An 18,336-nucleotide genomic window follows, 5' to 3' on the forward strand; every position below is an offset into this window, starting at 1 on the left:
TAGCTAATTATTGGTCAAGCTCGGTTACTATATTTTTTAACGCCTCAATAAAGGCCTGTTTGGTTTCGGCGTTATCAAGGGTTGACTTCAGCGTTTTGTTGGTTTTCAGCTGCTTCATGATATTGAGGTACATCTCGCGCTGAATATTAAGCTTATGCAGGTATTTGCTTTGTTGTACCAGGTTTTTTGGTGCAAAATCGCCAAGATTATTAAAGTACAGGGTTTCGGTAACATTTGATCCGTTTTCTCTTTCAAGCTCAACACTTACTTTTGGCTTGTAATGAGCAAAAACCTCTTCAACATTTTTAAGTCCTTCAACCTTCTCCGGTCTCAGCGGCTCATTATCAGTTAATTTTTGAATAAACAAAGTTTTATTGGGAGCTATCTCACCAAATGCTTCTGAGGAATCAACTTTTGTTTCGTTTCCCCCTATTTCGTAATTAAACATAGCTTTATTTAATAAATGATAAGTATGAAAGTGTTTATGTTATAATGCAATAACTATAAAATTGTTTTTAACAGTATGTATTTCAGTTAAATTACTTAACTAATACTCCACAATAATTCAGTATCATCACTTTTTTTATCTATAGCGATAGTATTTCCTTTTTTCAGTTCGCCCGAAATAATATACCGTGATATTGGCCTGCGCAATTGGTTACGGATCACCGCCGATAGCTGCCGGGCACCATATTTGGGTGTAAAACCGCTTAAGGCCAGCATATTTTTTGCTTCGGCACTTAACTGCATGTTTATGCCCATTTTATCAAGCGCCTGTATAAGGCTTTTGAGCTGGATCTCAAAGATGCGTACTACATTTTCTTCATGTATAGGTGCAAAGGGTACTATCTCTGATAACCGCGCCAAAAACTCCGGCCTGAACTTATTGGCCATCACCTCCATCAATTGGTTTGATGTAGGCATATGCCCCCGGCTAATTTGCTCAGATACCCACTCGCTGCCAATGTTCGAGGTAAATAGCACCAGCGCGTTTGAAAAATCGCCTTGCTTGCCCAGCCTGTCGTGCATATGCCCTTCATCCAGGATCTGTAAAAAGATATCAAATACCGATGAGTGAGCCTTTTCAATTTCATCAAACAGCACAACCGAGTAAGGTTGCTGCCTTATTTTGTTTACGAGCAAGCCGCCCTCTTCATACCCTACATAGCCCGGCGGCGCGCCATACAGCAATGCGGCCGAATGTTCCTCCTTAAACTCCGACATATCAAAGCGGATCATCGCTTTTTCGTCATTAAATAAAAACTCGGCTATTGATTTGGCCAGCTCCGTTTTACCGGTGCCTGTTGGGCCAAGCAAAAAGAATGAGCCGATGGGCTGCCCTTTTTTGTTCAGTCCGCTCCGCGATTCGAGTATGGCATCAGATACGGCTTTCAACGCCTGGTCCTGCCCAACAACCCGTTTTTTTAGGAAGCTTTCCATACCCAAAAGCCTTTCTTTCTCCTGCGCCTGGATCTTGCCTAAGGGGATGCCTGTTTTGTAGGAAATAATAGCAGCAATATCATGTTTATCTACTACCTCAGTTTTATTTCGAGCCAATTCCTCAAGCCGGCTCAAATTACGTTCAAAGTAAGCGATGTATTCATCGGGCGTTTCAAAAGTATCAACCTGGGTTTCATCTTCCAGCTGCCCTAACAACACCGCGCTTATTTTATTGCGATACAGGGTGTAAAGCCATTTGTATGCTCCGATCAAATCACCCGCATCATTCAGTGCTTTTAATTCGTTCAGTTCGGTGCGGAGTTCGGAAAGGGCTGTATCGGTGGTATCGTTCATTAAACGGATAGCAGCCATGGTACGGTCAAGCAGGTCGAAGGCAGAGTCAGGCAGGCGACGGTCTTTCATATACCGCTGCGCCAGTCTAACGCACTCTTCGGCTGTGTTATCGTCTATCTTTAAGTTGTGGTGCTCCTCATATTGGGGCACCAGTTTTTTAAGCATTTTAATAGCTGTAGGTGTATCGGGCTCATTTACCTGCAGCACCTCAAACCGGCGGCTAAATGCCTGTTCGGGCTCAATCACTTTGCGGTATTCGTCGATGGTAGTGGCACCAATCACCGTTATTTCGCCCCGGACAAGCTCCGGTTTCAGCAGGTTGCCAACACCGCCGCCTATCGGCCCTTTATTATCGAGCAGGGTATGGATCTCATCAATGAACAGGATCGCTTTTTCAAACTGCTTTATCTCGCGCAGAATGTTTTTTAACCTGTCTTCAATTTCTCCTTTATAGGATGCCCCCGCGATCAATGAACCCAGATCAAGTTCAAAAAGCTGTACATTCTTAAGCGACGCCGGTACCTGTCCGTTTACAATGCTAAGCGCGAACCCGTCAACCAGGGCTGTTTTGCCAACGCCCGCATCGCCGGTGATCATTACATTGGGCTTGGTGCGCCGGCTCAGGATCTCCATCACCATCCGTGTTTCGCGCTCCCGGCCTATGATAGGATCTACCTTACCCTGTTTGGCCAGGCTTGTGCGGTCTACACAGTATTTGAGTAATGCCGTTGTTTGTTTGGGTGCATCGCTGCCATTTATGGCCTGCGCAGAGGGATTTACCGCATGGTTAACATCCTCATTACTCAAATAAATATCCAGCAACTCACGTTCTTTTACCGGGAAAGATTTTAGCTGGTTAGCATCAAAACCCACATTGGGCTTTATTAACGCAATCAACACACAAACGGGCGTAATCAAATCCTGGCCTAATTTTATGCGCACATTATCGGCTTCTTCAAATACCTGCTTTACCTGGTCGTTACCTAACATTTCGTCGGGCACGGTTAACGCGGCCGAATAATCTTCAATGCGCACTTCGGCCCAATCGCTTATGTAAGCCGTGTCCTTCCCGATGGATTGAAGCAAATTCTTCAACCCCACTTCCTGGTGCATCAAGCCTTTTAAAAGGTGCGCCGGACCGAATTCCTTATGGTGATATTCTTTGGCTAATGACTGCGCTACCCGCACCGCCGTTTTCACCGACTCGCTTAAATTAACTATGTTCATATGCTATTGCAGGTTAGCCTGGGTTATATAATAATAGGTTTTGCCGTTTGACGTAAAGTGTTGGTTGGTAATAGCAGCCTGTTTAATAACATCACTGCTATGGATCAAATAGTGGATATATGCCTCAAATTGCGCCTGCGGCATATCATCGTTATGTTTAAGATCATTCACCTTTTTATTATAGAAATCTTTTTTGCCGGGTAAGGGTAAACTGGTAACCCGCAGAAAATAATCGGCCAGGGTCATGTCTTTAATATCACCGCCAGATAAGTTAAGCCCTAAATGCTTGGCAGCGATATCAACGTAGTTATCAACCAATTTTGAGCGATAATCGGACGCGTCCCGCTGCAGGTTTTCGCCTATCATGAGCGACAGCAGATCTGTTAGCTGCTTATAATCCTGCTCGTTCAATATCAGCAGGTATTGCAGCTGCCCCTTGCTTTCGTTTACCAGGTTTCTTGGTGCTTCGGCGCTGAGGTAATATTTGAAAGCGTTATGCGGCATATTGTTTCCCAAATCGGTTGATGGCTGCCCCTGCTGCTGCATAACCAGCGGCTGTACATAACGGTTTTCGCGCCCGGTAAGCCTGAATGCGCTGTCGAGCGTATGGATCTGGTTACGGATATCATAATCGGTTTCGCGCATCAGGCGTTCAACTGCCAAACTCATGGCCTGGTTTGATTTTACCACTCTCTTGGGCGGAAACACCACAGCGCCCTGGATCAGGCTCTTTTTAGGATAATCGAGGTAAAAAGAAACCGAATCGGACAGTGATGTATTGAATTGCTGCACGTTGGTAAGGCCTTCTCCATTCACCATGCGCTGTTTTTTATAATCGGCCAGCTTTACCGCAGATTGTGATACAATTTGTCTTGCCTGGATTACAAAATCATTGTAGATAGGGTTGTAATCGCTAAATACCTGGATAGCCAACAAGCGGGCGTTGGCGGCCGCTATCTGACTGGCCACCGTATTAACCCCTGCCGAATTACGATCTAAAGCACCGGTGGCACCAATCAGGATGACCAGGTTGGTTTCGTCGGGATGATTGCCAAACAGGCTTAACCCCGTGCGAATACCGTCAAAAACTGGTTGGGAACTTATCACCGGGGCACAGTTACCTGTTACTGTTGACTGTGATTCGAGGTATTTTACCAGGTTACGATAATCGGCGCTAAGCGGGGTTGACTGGATACCCCCTGTTTGACAGCCGGACGCGTTACGGTAAACTACAGCCCCGTATCTAACCTGGTTACCCCTGGCATGCGCATCAAAAATATCTTCAAATGATTGAATAGTACTGGTAATACCCGAAAAATAATTGCGCATAGGGCTACCGCCATCAACCACAAACACAATGTTAACGTGGTGAACATTGTTGCGGATCTTGAGATAATCCTTATATGCTAAATGCCCGCCTTTGATATTGAGCACACTGTTATGGCTTTTATCATAAACATCGGTTGCGAAGCCGAGGCTAAGATTACCCGAAGCAGATGAGCTTACCGGCATGCTCAATAACAAGGGAGCATTATCGGCCAGTAAGGGGTCAAAAGCAAAATAGCCCGTACCTCCCTTGCTATTATTGGTTTTGAGGGAACTGTTGATATATCTTGCAATAGAATCATTGATCAATGGCTGGTTTTCCCTTGCCGACCCGATATATAGCCTATCGCCCCAGCTATGAACGGCGTCGGCGGCTATCCAGCCATAAACACTGCCAGCTGCATTATCGGCAATCAACTGTGGATCGGACCCTACCAATACTTTTTTTCCGTCGTCAGATTTTTTGTATACATAAACCACATTGTGCAGCGCCACTTTGGTTTTTTTCTGGCTTTGATCGGGCCCGGCAAAAATGTATGCCGAATCAGTTTTGTCATAATAATAATCGGGCATAGTGAGCGGACCGGCACCACTTATAATGGTGATATATTTTTCGGGATAACCGTTTGTGCTGGTAAAAGCAGACTGCCAGGGCAACACCTTTGAAATGCTGATCCATCCGTAACTTTGCGAGCCTTTTTTATTGGTAAGCTTTTTACCTTGTACCATGCCGGCCTGGTACTTAATCAGTTTTATAAAACCGTTTTTTTGTTCACTTACATAAAAAGGTTCCATGAAACTTATTTTTTTCATTACCAGTGTTCCGCCTGGCGAGGTATATGTATAATTTTCGGCCCTGTCCGAAAATACGATCCACGGCAAGGAAGTACGGTCGTCGGTATTGTAAATGCTGGTACGCTCATCAGGTTTTTCAAAAGCTTTGGGTAGCGTTACCACCGTTTTGCCAAGCGATACCGGCGATTGCGCCCGGGCCGCAATTACTATACAGGTTAAAAAAACGAAGCTTAATATATTTTTCATGTTGGTTGATGCAAATAGGTTTTAAAATGGATTATCTGGGCCTCTTTTCGGGAGCGGCAGTGGTTGCATGCTGCCTTACCGAAAGCATACTTGAGCAGTTTGATTTTGGCTTTAGGGTAACCTGTGCTTCGTCAACACTGATGCCACCTCCAAAAGTTAACCGCATACAGTAGGAGTAAAAATCAGTCCGTTTGCTTTCGCCGTTATCTTCAAGATTTACGGTAACTTTCTCATCTCCGCAGAAATACCTCCTAACCAGGTAATAATAATGACGGTTAAAATCACCGCCGTTGGCTATGGCCTGCAGGTGTGCCCTGATATCATCGATTACACGGCGCTCGCTTTCACCAGGGTTTACGATCTGGTTGGCAAATGTTGAATCGGGATTGGTAATACGCATACGGTGATAGACCGGGCGCCTGCTTTTATCCGTGCTCAGTTTGATGAAATAGGTACCGGGGTTGTGAAAGGTGTAGAGTGCAGTTGGTCCTTTAACATCCACCCGGCCGGTTTCCCCAAACGACCATTCAAAAATCCGGGCATTACCCTGCGCCTCAAGCCTTACCTGTTCATTTACAATCCCCTGTGTGGGGCCGTTAATTGTAATCAGGGTATCGGCAGCTATGGTTGGGGTACTATCTTTTACGCTAACCGGGAATTGCTGCGTCAAATTGCCGTCAACGGTAAGCCGTATGATATAGTCGCCTGTTTTTTTAAAGTGGTAGCTCCCGTTTTGTTGAGTTGATTTATCGCCATTGCCAAACTCCCAAAGCCAGCTTTTTGCATTGGCCGTATTATCCGAGTAAACCAGGTGCTCGTTCAGGGCTATCTCATCCTTCAGGATACGGGCGTTGATCACTCTCTTTTCAAACAATGAACTACGCAGCAGGAAAATGATACCGGCAATAACAACTACACCAGTAAAAATGTATAGAAAGGTGTAGGTGTTCCGGTTAGTATCGACGGGCCTCCCGTCGTTGTAATCGTTTTTCATTTTGCTTAGGTTATATATGATAGATGTATGATGATGCTTACCGGGCCATGCTCATGTTTTGCTGCAATTGCCGCTGTGCAGTGTGGCAGTCATCAACCGATCCTTTTATGTTCCTGATATCGTTATAATTGCCCGTTAGTTCGCGCTTATCATAAAAAAGTGCCTGCAACAGTTTTGAAGCGTGGATAAAGCATTTATACCGCGCATCATATGGGCGGCGGTTGTAATATGACTTTATGGCACCTATTGAACCGCTGATATCATTCTCCAAAAAAACGGCCTGCACGTTGGGGTTAAACTTTACTATTTTATGATACGTTGTATCAACGGTTGGTAACGCTTCGGTAACAAGGCTTTCAAACTGCTCTTCTTCGTTTACTTTTTTAGCAAACTCGCTTTTTGATACTAACCCTTCGTTGCCATAATTATAAAATATAGCCACGCACAATATCACCGACGTTACTAAAAACATCCCCATGAAAAACAGGAATTTCTCTCTCCGTTCTTTTAAACTAAATTTTAACATATGGCTTATTAATGCGGATAGTGATGGTTTAACTGGTTAATTGCCGATTTATTTACCCGGCTGCACGACTCTAACTGTGAGCGAAGGCTTTCAATCTGGAAACGAGTGGTAAAAAGCGAATCTTTGATGCTGGCAATGGTTTCAATATCGTTGCTAAGCTTTTTATACAACTCAAAACTTTTAAGCGGGTAAGGGTTACTTTGCAGCCGCTCCCGGATATGCTGATTGCTCTCCTGGATATCATTAAGCAGCACCGTTTGGTTATTAAGCTCCTGCGAGTTCATTTTTGCATACTGCGAGAGTTGCTGCATGCGCACCAGGATCAATTCAAAGCTGTTATTGATATCGGTACGGAGCGCTATCAGCTGATCTGTTTTTTTAACGCGGGCATTTAATAATTCAAGCTCACGGCCTGAGGTTGCAAAAAAGAAGTAAACGATAATGATGGCAAAACCCAGTAATGTAATAAGGTACATCATGAATTTGCGATAAGCCCGGTTTAGGTCGCTATTGTTTACAGGTTTCATCTAATATTATAGTATCGGTTCGGTTTATTTACAGCTAAAAAAGCTGCATTTATAATATTTAACTCATATTTATTAATTAACCAATAGTGTAATAATTATCAAAAAATCAATACTTTATCAACTATTTGTAACCAATAAAACATATCTACAACTATTTTTGAAAATAAATGTTTATAAAAAGTTAAAATTTAACACAGACGCAATCCAATAATATCATTTATGCTAAACCCGCTTTATTCAAAACCGCTCCGCTTTAGCCATATCAATAATGGCCAGGACCTTGATAAACAAGACCTTGGTGCGTCTATATCGCAATACATCGAACTCATTATTTTTACCCGTTTTGGCGAGCACCGTTACAACCCCGAATTTGGCTGCGAGATCTGGGATATGGATTTTGAACTCATTATGAGTGAGACTATTTGGGAAGAAAAGCTGAGGCAATCGTTGTTGCGTTCTATCAGCAAATTTGAAAACAGGATCTATGATATTGATATCGGCGTGAACATTACCGAGATCAACAAATTTTACCCCTTGCGCAATGTGAGCGAAATAAAAAAGAAAGTAGATATTACTATTAAAGGCAAACTAAACAAAACCGGCGAAACATATTTGTTCAAAACTGCTTTATTCTTAAGCCCGCTATCAGCATAAACCTATGAGCACTATATTTTATAACTCAAAAGAAGAGATCAGGAACCGCATGCTGAAGAACGCTACCGAGTTTTGGGGCGTTCAAAACGTAAATGATGTTGATCCGCTGGTAAAGCTCTTGATTGAAGCCCTGAGCACCGAGTTGTTCAACTTAAACAACGATGTTAAAAACCTGGAGCATCGCATCCTGAACAAAATATCCAGGATCCTGGCCTCCGACTATTTAACGGCTCCCCTTCCTGCCCATGCCATATTGAAAGGTAACCCCATCGAGGCTTCAGAAATATTGAACATCGGCAATCATTTTTATTTCCGGAAACAGCTGGCAGCGGAGGTTGGTAAAACCAGCCCGGAACAACTGGACATTTATTTTACACCTGCAGGGGCTACCACTGTATTTAATGCCGAAATAAAATACAGCTTCAACGGGGCCAGGCTGCAGGAACATATTGAAACTGAGCAGAAGAATACATTGGTAAACGTCCGCGCTGGTGCTTTTGGCGAACCTAACACCCTTTGGATAGGCATTGAAACAGCAGTAGCATTGAATACTTTTAAAAATGCAGGAATCTATTTCGACTGGCCTGTTTACATCAGCAATACCGATTTTTACAGCCTGCTCCAGGTAACTAAATTTTATCTGGATGGTTCACAGCTTGATACTGAACCTGGCCTCATTTACGCTGATGAACAAGCCGACGATCAGAAACCTGTTTTTTATGATCAGCATATCATTAACCTTATAACCCGCGACGTCAGGACCTATTACAACAATCATTTTATTTCGCTTACCGATGAGCGGCTAAGCAATATTACCGCCTTCAAAGCAAACTATCCGGTTGAGTTGCTGTCGTTTTTTAACGAGCAGGATTTGAAAGCACTTAAGCCCTGCCTGTGGTTCAAGATCGTATTCCCGGCAGCAATCCCGGCAAATGCCATTGATGAACTACAGTTACATTTAAACTGTTTCCCGGTAATGAGCAGGCGGCTTCACCAACAAAAATTCAGGATCAAAGAGATCAGCGATATCATCCCTATAAAACCAGGCGCTTATGATCACTTTTTATCAATCCATGAGCTGCATGACGACAATGACGTTCGGTATAACGAGATCCCTTATAGCCAGGCCGGTATTAATTATGAGGGCAGTTACTCCATCAGGAACGGCGGCGCCGAGCGCTTTGATGCACGTAACGCCAGGCAAACTATCGAATACCTGTTTGAGCTGCTTCGCGACGAAAAAGCGGCCTTTGCCGCATACGGAAGCGACTTTTTAACAACGGCCCTAAAAACACTGGAGCAGAATATCTCCGTTATCGAAAAAAAGTCCAAAAGTTCAAAAGATAATCATGAACTGGTAAATTACCTGGTACTAAAACCGGCAAACAAAGCGGCCATGTTATACCTCAGTTTTTGGACAACACTTGCCGACAATGCCAACAACATCCGCAAAGGCTCAAAGCTACAACAGGCAGAAGCCATTAAACTTAAGCCGGATAGTTTAAGGCTCCTTACCACGACCACTGGCGGCCGAAACAGCCTTGGGCCTTCCGAGCGGATCCAAGCCTATAAATACGGCCTCACCACTAAAGACCGCATAGTTACCCTTGCCGATCTAACAAGTTTCTGCAGATATGAGCTTGGAACAAAAATCAAAAACATCCGCGTCAGCAAAGGCGTAAGTATCTCAGCCAATCCCAAAGAAGGTTTTATTAAAACAACCGATATTTATATAACCCCGGCCGATCATGAACTTTCGGCACCGGAATGGGCCACGCTGCTTGAGCTGCTAAAATCAAAGCTGCAAAGCCGGAGCGTAATGGATGTTAATTATAGGGTGTTTGCGGAGTAAGATATACATATTGTTACCGTCATCGCCCTTGTGTTCTTTTGTTATTAAGCGACGGGCCCTGCAAATCGGGCAGAATCACGAGCTGCATTATTTTGTCCCGCTTGCCCACCCTGCTCTATCGCGACATCGTAAATAACCAATAAAGCGGGATGATTTTTAAATATCCCGCTTTTTGCGTTTTATAGAAAATCTTACAACGCCTTCTCTTTCGGCACAAAATCATTCATCACCGCCTCGCGGATCAATGCCGGCGGCAGGATCCCTTGCGACAGGATGAAATCATGGAAATGCAAAGCGTTGAATTTGTTGCCTAACGCAGCCTCGGTATCTTTGCGCAGGGCAATCATTTTGGTAAAACCATAAAAATAGCTATTGGCCTGGCCGGGAGCGTTAATGGTATAACGCTCAACTTCCTGGCGGGCAAAGGCGCGCGATTGTACTACATCGTTCATCAATACATCAAGCGCCTGTTGCTGGGTTATCTTACCAGCCTGCAACTCAGGATCAAGGAACGCACGCGCGGCCCTGAGCAAGCGATAATCTAACGATACCAACTGGCCTTCTAAAGGCATGTAAGGGCGGGTAATATATTCGGAATATAAGCCCCAGCCTTCCACATTAGTTGAGTTAAAAGCGTACAGGGCGCGTGCCTGTGATACCCCTTCTTCTACCATTTTATCAAACTGTAATTCGTGGCCCGGCCTTGCTTCGTGGGCAATGATGGTCCACGAGGCGGCATCAAAAGTAAAGTCATCGTACTTGTCTGTAGCTTTTTCGCCGGGTGATGCGGGCATGTTTAATGGCAGCACAAAAACACCGCGCTGGCCGGTATTGTTCAGGAACGGCGGTGGCACCATATGCGGGGCGGGGCTCTGCGCGGTTTCGGCGGCTGTAGCTAAACGGATAATAGCCGGGCGGTTAGGCAGCGTTACCAGTTGATGATCGCGAATGATGCCTTCAATATCTTTTAAATGCTGCTCGTACAGCGGAATAATAGAATCTCCATGGATCTGTTCTTTTTTAAGTTCACGAATTACAGCCCGATAGTCATCTGATGGCAGGCCACGTTTTTTGGCTATCTGCCCGGCAATAGGTTTCATCTCGCCCTGGATCTGATTGAACAGGGCATGTGCCATTTCAGCTACTTTCGCAGGGGGAATATCTATACCATAAGCTTCGAGGTTCATAGCATACTCTTCGGGTGGGAGCCTGAAGTCTGTACGGGCTTTTACCAGTACATTTGCTTTTACCCATTTGTCATAATCTTCCAGTTGTTTTTTCAGGGTTGCATAGGGTTGTTCCCATCCGGTCACCTTGTATTTGGTACAAAGCTCGGCGATGCCGCTAACGATACTCGCATTGCGCGACAGATCGGTTTCCATGCGTTGCTTTGACGGATAGATCATGTTTTTGCCGTCCATCTGGTGCTGCAGACGTTCCCTGTAAATGGTTGTCAATGGTTTATAACCTTTTTCCAGTCCTGCATATTTACGGATACGCATTACCGCTGCCTGGCGACGGGCTTCGGGGGTTTGATCGTCAAGCAGTGTTTCCAGCCCGCTGTAAATGGTTGAGGACGCATTTAAAAAAGGGACCTGGCGGCTCAACTCAAAGTCCTGCTGGCGAAAACCCAGTTTGAGGTGGGTTATAATGATATTGATATCCTGTTGAATAAAAGTATTTTTTTCAGTCTTAAGGGCTTCGGTAAGTTTAGCGACAACGGCCTCTTCATCCTTGCGTTCGGCCATGATGTTTTGGAGGGTTGGTACAGCGATGTCGCTGTCATACTCGGCCAGGCCTTGTGATGATCCGTATTCGGGCGAGTATTTTTTATCCAGATCAATAATGATTTTGGTATACTCATTTGATTTGGCTACCCATGCTTTTGTTTCGGCTGATTGCTGCGCCCGGGCATTAATGCCGATACCAGTCAATAGCACCAACAAACCGGTGCTTTTAAGTAGATTTTTGTTCATGGTCAATTTAAATTATGAATGGCAAGTTACTTAATTTGACCGTTGATATTTTTGATTACGTTGATTTCGCTGATAATAGCACATTTTGACTCTTTCGGCATTGCTGGCGACGACACCAACAACGGCACAACGATATACGTTAAATGAAACAGCCTGTCTTTTCGTAGCGAAAAGACAGGCTGTACAACAGATCAACGCAATAAGCGTAATCAATCAAAAAAATCAACGGTTAAAAGCGGTACCCTAAAGTAAGGAATGCATTGTTGTTAGTTTTTTTCAAATCGACAAAAGGACTGGTTGCACCTACCTCATAAGGGAAAATGGTTTGCTTGCCGGTTACCCTGGCGTAAGTAGCGTCAACAAAATAAGCACCAAAATGAAAGCCTATGCCGCCGCTAACTGTTTTAATATCGCTGCCAAGGTCTTTCATCGGGTTACCTTGCTGGCTGTAACCGCCGCGCAGATAAACGAGGCTGTTCACGTTTACTTCGGCGCCCACATGAAGGTTCACTGTTGAGCGGTAAAGTGATTTGATATCGCTGTTGTCGCCATCGGCCGTGTAGCTGTCATTAGTGCTTAAATGGGTAGTGGTATAATCGATATATTCAACATCGCCGCTTATGAAACCATATTTGCCTATGAAAACAGACGCACCACCTGCTAATTTTAACGGCGTACGCAGATTGTAGCTTAGCTGATATGGTTCGGATACGTTTTGATAACTTTTGCCACCTGTATATTGCGTGGCAAGCCCTTCGGCATATGAATCATCAATATTATAAAACGTTGGCGAGGTAAATGTAAAACCTAAACGTAAGGCCTGTATGGGTTTATAAATAATACCCAATTTGGCGTTGAAGCCCGAGCCTTTGGTACTTTGATCTTGCGCAAAAGTGGATGAAAAGTCGGTAGGGTTGCCGCCGTTGGTTATAATGGCATTGCCATTTTCGGTAAACCTGGCATGCGAATTATACCTGATATCTGTAATAGCCAGTCCCAAACCTAAGTAAAGCTTATTGCTGTAATTGGCACCGAACGAAAGGTTAAACTCCGACTGGCCGCCGGTACGGGTAATCCCCGCCAATTGCCTTACCGGAACATTCACTGTGCTTGCATACGAATTCGGGTCAGTTGCAGGGCCAAAATTATCGATCAGGACATGATCATATGCCCAGCCATCGAGCCCATTGGGGTTAACACTGCCATATTGAGATACTTCGCGCTTGGCGATACCGGCATAGTAATCAGAAATAGAACTGGTTTGGTTTGTACCGCCGTAAGCGACGTTTTCATAAAAGTTATTGGTACGGCTGTAGCCCGCGCCATAATTGATGCTTAGCCAGCCTTTGCTTTTGTCGCGCCCACGGGTAGTTAGCTGCTGATAAAATACGATGGCAGCGTTGCTCATATTCACATCATTACGGTTGGCGCTGCCTGCCTGCCCAAAAAAGCTGGAGCTTATTTTGGAGTTATCATACTCAGGGGTAATACTAACCTCCGAGTGTGTAAAAAAGCCTAAGCCGGCAGGATTGCCGCTAACGGAGCTTAAATCGCCGCCTACGGCTGTGCCGGCGTTGCCAATAGCTTTGATACGTGAGGTTGACCCGGTTTGAAAGGTTGAAAACCTGATGGCATCCTGTGAGTATTGTGCAAAACTATCTTTAGTAATTGCTACTATAGCAATTATGCTTAGTAAATACTTGATTTTCATAAAATTCAGGTAAATAAAATATAAGATTTAGGTTTATGGTCTTGATGGTCTGCCGCCACCGCCGCCACTGCTGCTGCCGGTGCTGCGTGAACTGCCGCCGCTTGAGCTTGGTGATGGGGTATACGATGGTTGCTGTGATGTACGTTCAACCTGTGGCTGTCTGTAAACCGGCTGTGCATCACGGGTAGGCGCCGCGTCCGTACGGGCCGGGCGTGCATAGCGGGTGCCGTTGTTATTATTATAACTGTTATTTCCGCTATTGCTGCTGCCGTTACTGTAAGTGTTCGTTCTGCTGCCCAATGGTCTGTTACGCCCTCCGGGAATGTAGCCTATACCGGAAGTGGCACTGCTGACAGGGCGACGCCCGCTGCCTGCAAAAGGATTGCCATTACCACGATAAGGACGCGCTGTACCTGACGAAGCATAGCCTCCACCATAGTAACCGCCATATCCACCGTATCCGTAACCGCCGCTGTAATAACCGCCGTATCCACCATATCCGTAGCCTAAGCCCCAGCCACCATAATAACCGCCGTATCCATAACCTAATCCTAAGCCAAGGCCGCCGTAGTAGCCTCCATAACCCAATCCCCAGCCGTTGTAATAACCAGCACCGCCATAATATCCTAAACCACCATAGCTCAATCCATAGTTGTAGTAAGGATAGTTATTGTACGCCGAATAAAAGTCGTCATAATAGCCGAAAGGAGAAAAGTAACTGAAACGGTTTATACGTGCCGAATAATCATCGTAGTAAAAGTAATCATCGTCGTCATCGCTATATCCATCCTCTGCAACCGGGGTTTGGTTGTAAGCCGGCTGTTGTGCATAAACAGGTTCATCGCCCGCTCGTGCATCAGAAAAATAAACGTTGTCATTACTTTGGTTTGATGCAAGCTTGGTTGTAGAGCAGGAACTCAATGCCATGGCACCGATAATAAACATTCCTATCGCGATGTTCCGTTTCATATACAGGTAAGTAAAAAGTGCAAGGTCAAATAAGTTTTAAATTTATAAATTTGGCAGCAATATACAACAATTACACAAGTCCAAATTCTATCCAATCAATATGAGCAAAGGTGTTATTAGTAAAGACGAAGATTATTCGCAATGGTTTAACGACTTAGTAATTAAATCTGACATGGCCGAGTATTCGCCGGTTAGAGGCTGTATGATCATTAAACCGTACGGTTATTCAATATGGGAAAAGATCCAGGCGGTACTTGACGAGATGTTTAAAGACACCGGTCACAGCAACGCTTACTTCCCGCTTTTAATACCTAAGTCATTCTTTAGTAAAGAAGCCAGCCATGTTGACGGTTTTGCCAAAGAATGTGCTGTTGTAACCCATTACCGCCTCAAAAATGATGGCGAAGGAAATATTATTGTTGACGAGGAAGCCAAGCTTGAAGAGGAGCTCATCATCCGTCCGACATCAGAGACTATTATCTGGAACACTTACAAGGGTTGGATCCAATCATACCGCGACCTGCCTATCCTGGTTAACCAATGGGCCAACGTAATGCGCTGGGAAATGCGCACCCGTTTGTTTTTGCGTACCAGCGAGTTTTTATGGCAGGAAGGCCACACCGCGCATGCAACGGCTGAAGAAGCGGTAGCCGAAACCGAGCAAATGCTGAACGTATATGCCGATTTTGCCGAAAACTGGATGGCATTGCCGGTAGTAAAAGGCCGTAAAACTGCTAATGAGCGTTTTGCCGGTGCTTTGGATACCTATTGTATTGAAGCTTTGATGCAAGACGGTAAAGCCTTACAGGCTGGTACATCGCACTTTTTAGGACAAAACTTTGCCAAAGCGTTTGATGTAAAGTTCACCAACAAAGAGAATAAAATTGAACACGTTTGGGCTACTTCATGGGGCGTTTCAACCCGTTTAATTGGGGCATTGATCATGGCTCACAGCGATGACGCAGGCCTTGTATTGCCTCCGAAACTTGCACCAATTCAGGTTGTAGTTGTGCCTATCTATAAACACCAGGAAGAGCTGGATAATATCAGCGCCTATGTTAACTCGTTAAAAAAGGAACTTAAGGCTAAAGGTATCTCTGTAAAATTTGATAACCGTGACACCCATCGCCCGGGAGCTAAATTTGCTGAATACGAACTGAAAGGTGTTCCATTACGCGTAGCCATAGGCAGCCGTGATATGCAGAACGGAACAGTTGAACTGGCCCGTCGTGATACTAAAACAAAAGAAACAACCACACAGGAAGGCCTTTCCGGTAAAATAGAAAGCCTGCTCGAGGAGATCCAAAATAACATCTACAAAAAAGCGTTCGATTTCCGGGCTGAAAATACCACCGAAGTTGATACCTGGGATGAATTTAAACGTATGCTCGATGAACAACCCGGCTTTATCAGTGCACACTGGGACGGCACATCCGAAACCGAACAAAAAATAAAAGAGGAAACTAAGGCGACAATCCGTTGCATACCTTTGGATAATAAACAGGAAGAAGGTAAATGTATCTTCACCGGTAAGCCATCGACGCAGCGGGTGTTATTTGCGAGGGCGTATTAGATTTGTAAAGTCCATAGTCTATGGTCGATAGTCCATAGCTATGAGTAATTGTTTTTTTACTATGGTCCATGAACTATCGACTATGGACCGTGCTTACAGCACCACTCATGAAATTCGCAACTAAAGCTATACACGCAGGGCAGGAGCCCGATCCAACTACCGGCGCTATTATGACGCCGATATATCAAACATCAACCTACTGGCAAAAATCGCCGGGAGATAATAAGGGCTATGAGTACTCGCGTGGTACCAACCCTACCCGTAAAGCGCTGGAAGATTGTTTGGCTGCTTTGGAAAACGCAAAGTTTGGCCTGGCGTTTTCGAGCGGTATGGGCGCTACTGATGCGGTGATGAAACTGCTTGCGCCCGGCGATGAAGTTATTACCGGTAATGACCTTTACGGTGGTTCGTACCGGATCTTCACTAAGATCTTTGCTAACTACGGCATCAAGTTCCACTTTTTGGATCTGTCTGATCCGGAGCTTGTTCGTGCCCATGTGAATGATAAAACCAAATTGGTTTGGATAGAGACACCTACTAACCCAACCATGCGGATTGTGGACGTGGAAGCTATAGGTAAGATCACGAAAGAGAAGAATTTACTTTTTGTGGTGGATAATACCTTCGCTTCGCCATACCTGCAAAACCCGATAGATATGGGTGCTGATATTGTAATGCATTCGGTAACCAAATACATTGGCGGCCATAGTGATGTGGTGATGGGTGCATTGATGCTGAACGATGAAGAGCTTTATAAAAAGCTCTGGTTCATCTATAACGCCTGCGGAGCCACTCCTGGACCGATGGATAGTTTCCTCGTTTTGAGAGGTATCAAAACCCTGCACTTACGCATGAAAGCCCATTGCGAAAACGGAAGGCAAATAGCTGAGTTTTTGAAAGATCATCCCAAAGTTGAAAAGATCTACTGGCCGGGCTTTACCGATCATCCTAACCATGATATCGCTAAAAAACAAATGCGCGATTTTGGTGGCATGATCTCCATTGTATTGAAAGACGCCGATCTGAAGGAGACTTTCCGCATTGCATCGTCATTTAAAGTATTTTCATTGGCCGAGTCATTAGGAGGAGTTGAATCATTGATCAATCACCCGGTAAGCATGACCCACGGCTCAATTCCTAAAGCCGAACGTGAAAAAGCAGGCGTAGTTGATAACCTGCTGCGCCTGAGCGTAGGTGTAGAAGATATCGAAGATTTGCTGGAGGATATTAAGCAAGCTTTAAGTTAAGCTTTATATTAAAAAATACGCGTCATTGCGAGGTACGAAGCAATCCCCGACAGGCAGAGCCGCTCTGTATAGTTTGGGATTGCTTCGTACCTCGCAATGGCGTTTTTGTAAATACTCATGACAGAAAATCTCAAAGCGTTCCTCGACGCGAAAGTTGCCCAATACAACCGCCCCGAATTTATTGAGAATGATCCGGTAACCATCCCGCACATGTTTAGCCAAAAGCAGGATATCGAGATCATGGGTTTCTGGGCTGCCACACTGGCCTGGGGACAGCGGGTTACCATTATCAAAAAATGCAAAGAACTTATTACGTTGATGGATGGCGCGCCTTACGATTTCATCATCAATCATGAAGAGCCTGATCTGAAAAAGCTGTTAAAGTTCAAGCACCGCACTTTTAATGATGTGGATACTTTATATTTCATCGCTTTTTTTCGGCAGCATTATGAACGGTTTGAATCGTTGGAGGATGCGTTTATGCCCCCCGGCCCCCTGAAGGGGGAGACAAAGGTTCAAGCTATTGAGGCTGCTTTAAATCATTTTCGCTCATACTTTTTTTCCTTGCCCGATTTTCCACATCGTACTAAAAAACATGTGTCATCACCATCGCAAAAATCAACCTGCAAACGGCTGAATATGTTTTTACGCTGGATGGTGCGGAAGGACGATAACGGCGTTGATTTTGGCATCTGGAACCGCATCAAACCGGCCGATCTGATCTGCCCGCTTGATTTGCATGTTGACAGGGTATCGCGCAAACTCAATCTTATCACCCGAAAACAAACCGACTGGCAAACGGCCGTTGAACTGACCGAAAGACTCCGCGGGTTCGATCCTAACGATCCGGTTAAATATGATTTTGCCTTGTTTGGTTTGGGGATAGAAGAACGCTGGGGCGTACAGTTTTAAATATTAG

At 44.8% G+C, this 18,336-nt stretch carries 14 protein-coding genes; 5 read left to right on the forward strand and 9 right to left on the reverse strand.

The features are described from left to right. Positions 1–7 precede the first annotated feature (7 nt). The 6 genes from J3L18_RS16925 to J3L18_RS16950 form a co-directional block, all read right to left on the reverse strand. Positions 8–448: a type VI secretion system contractile sheath small subunit gene (locus tag J3L18_RS16925; protein WP_091172377.1), complete on the reverse strand. Its 441-nt coding sequence runs from the start codon at positions 446–448 to the stop codon at positions 8–10. A 95-nt stretch (positions 449–543) separates the two neighbouring features. Continuing rightward, a complete protein-coding gene (locus J3L18_RS16930) occupies positions 544–3,021 on the reverse strand; it encodes an ATP-dependent Clp protease ATP-binding subunit (RefSeq protein ID WP_129568532.1) in 2,478 nt (825 codons plus the stop codon). 3 nt (positions 3,022–3,024) lie between these two features. Then, the gene (gene tssR / locus J3L18_RS16935; RefSeq protein ID WP_129568531.1) at positions 3,025–5,388 is read right to left on the reverse strand and encodes a type VI secretion system protein TssR domain-containing protein; all 2,364 of its coding nucleotides are present in this window, start codon (positions 5,386–5,388) and stop codon (positions 3,025–3,027) included. Positions 5,389–5,419: 31 nt separating this feature from the next. Next, positions 5,420–6,382, reverse strand: a complete 963-nt coding sequence (locus tag J3L18_RS16940; protein WP_129568530.1) for a PKD domain-containing protein — start codon at positions 6,380–6,382, stop codon at positions 5,420–5,422. Between the two features lie 37 nt (positions 6,383–6,419). After that, on the reverse strand, positions 6,420–6,908 hold the full coding sequence (locus J3L18_RS16945; protein WP_129568529.1) for a type VI secretion system transmembrane protein TssO: 489 nt from the start codon (positions 6,906–6,908) through the stop codon (positions 6,420–6,422). Between the two features lie 8 nt (positions 6,909–6,916). Further along, positions 6,917–7,435 carry a type VI secretion system TssO gene (locus J3L18_RS16950; RefSeq protein ID WP_129568528.1) on the reverse strand — a complete coding sequence of 173 codons (519 nt, stop codon included), beginning with the start codon at positions 7,433–7,435 and terminating at the stop codon, positions 6,917–6,919. Between the two features lie 219 nt (positions 7,436–7,654). On the opposite strand from J3L18_RS16950, the gene J3L18_RS16955 reads away from it, so the two are divergent. Then, positions 7,655–8,089: a GPW/gp25 family protein gene (locus J3L18_RS16955; RefSeq protein WP_129568527.1), complete on the forward strand. Its 435-nt coding sequence runs from the start codon at positions 7,655–7,657 to the stop codon at positions 8,087–8,089. 4 nt (positions 8,090–8,093) lie between these two features. Next, positions 8,094–9,941, forward strand: a complete 1,848-nt coding sequence (locus tag J3L18_RS16960) for a type VI secretion system baseplate subunit TssF (protein WP_129568526.1) — start codon at positions 8,094–8,096, stop codon at positions 9,939–9,941. Positions 9,942–10,132: 191 nt separating this feature from the next. Here J3L18_RS16960 and J3L18_RS16965 read toward each other — a convergent pair whose 3' ends face one another. The 3 genes from J3L18_RS16965 to J3L18_RS16975 form a co-directional block, all read right to left on the reverse strand. Beyond that, complete coding sequence (locus tag J3L18_RS16965; RefSeq protein ID WP_129568525.1) at positions 10,133–11,917, reverse strand: DUF885 domain-containing protein; 1,785 nt, start codon at positions 11,915–11,917, stop codon at positions 10,133–10,135. Between the two features lie 229 nt (positions 11,918–12,146). After that, a complete protein-coding gene (locus tag J3L18_RS16970) occupies positions 12,147–13,628 on the reverse strand; it encodes an OmpP1/FadL family transporter (RefSeq protein ID WP_129568524.1) in 1,482 nt (493 codons plus the stop codon). A gap of 33 nt (positions 13,629–13,661) precedes the next feature. Then, a complete protein-coding gene (locus tag J3L18_RS16975; RefSeq protein ID WP_189549110.1) occupies positions 13,662–14,597 on the reverse strand; it encodes a hypothetical protein in 936 nt (311 codons plus the stop codon). Between the two features lie 100 nt (positions 14,598–14,697). Between J3L18_RS16975 and proS the strand changes: the two genes are divergently transcribed. From proS to J3L18_RS16990, 3 genes are all read left to right on the forward strand, one after another. Next, the gene (gene proS, locus J3L18_RS16980; protein ID WP_129568522.1) at positions 14,698–16,170 is read left to right on the forward strand and encodes a proline--tRNA ligase; all 1,473 of its coding nucleotides are present in this window, start codon (positions 14,698–14,700) and stop codon (positions 16,168–16,170) included. Positions 16,171–16,277: 107 nt separating this feature from the next. Further along, positions 16,278–17,417, forward strand: a complete 1,140-nt coding sequence (locus J3L18_RS16985; protein WP_129568560.1) for a cystathionine gamma-synthase — start codon at positions 16,278–16,280, stop codon at positions 17,415–17,417. 117 nt (positions 17,418–17,534) lie between these two features. After that, on the forward strand, positions 17,535–18,329 hold the full coding sequence (locus J3L18_RS16990; protein ID WP_189549108.1) for a TIGR02757 family protein: 795 nt from the start codon (positions 17,535–17,537) through the stop codon (positions 18,327–18,329). The last annotated feature ends 7 nt before the right edge of the window (positions 18,330–18,336 follow it).

Origin of the sequence: Mucilaginibacter gossypii, assembly GCF_017569325.2 — a bacterium.
Lineage (GTDB): Bacteria > Bacteroidota > Bacteroidia > Sphingobacteriales > Sphingobacteriaceae > Mucilaginibacter > Mucilaginibacter gossypii.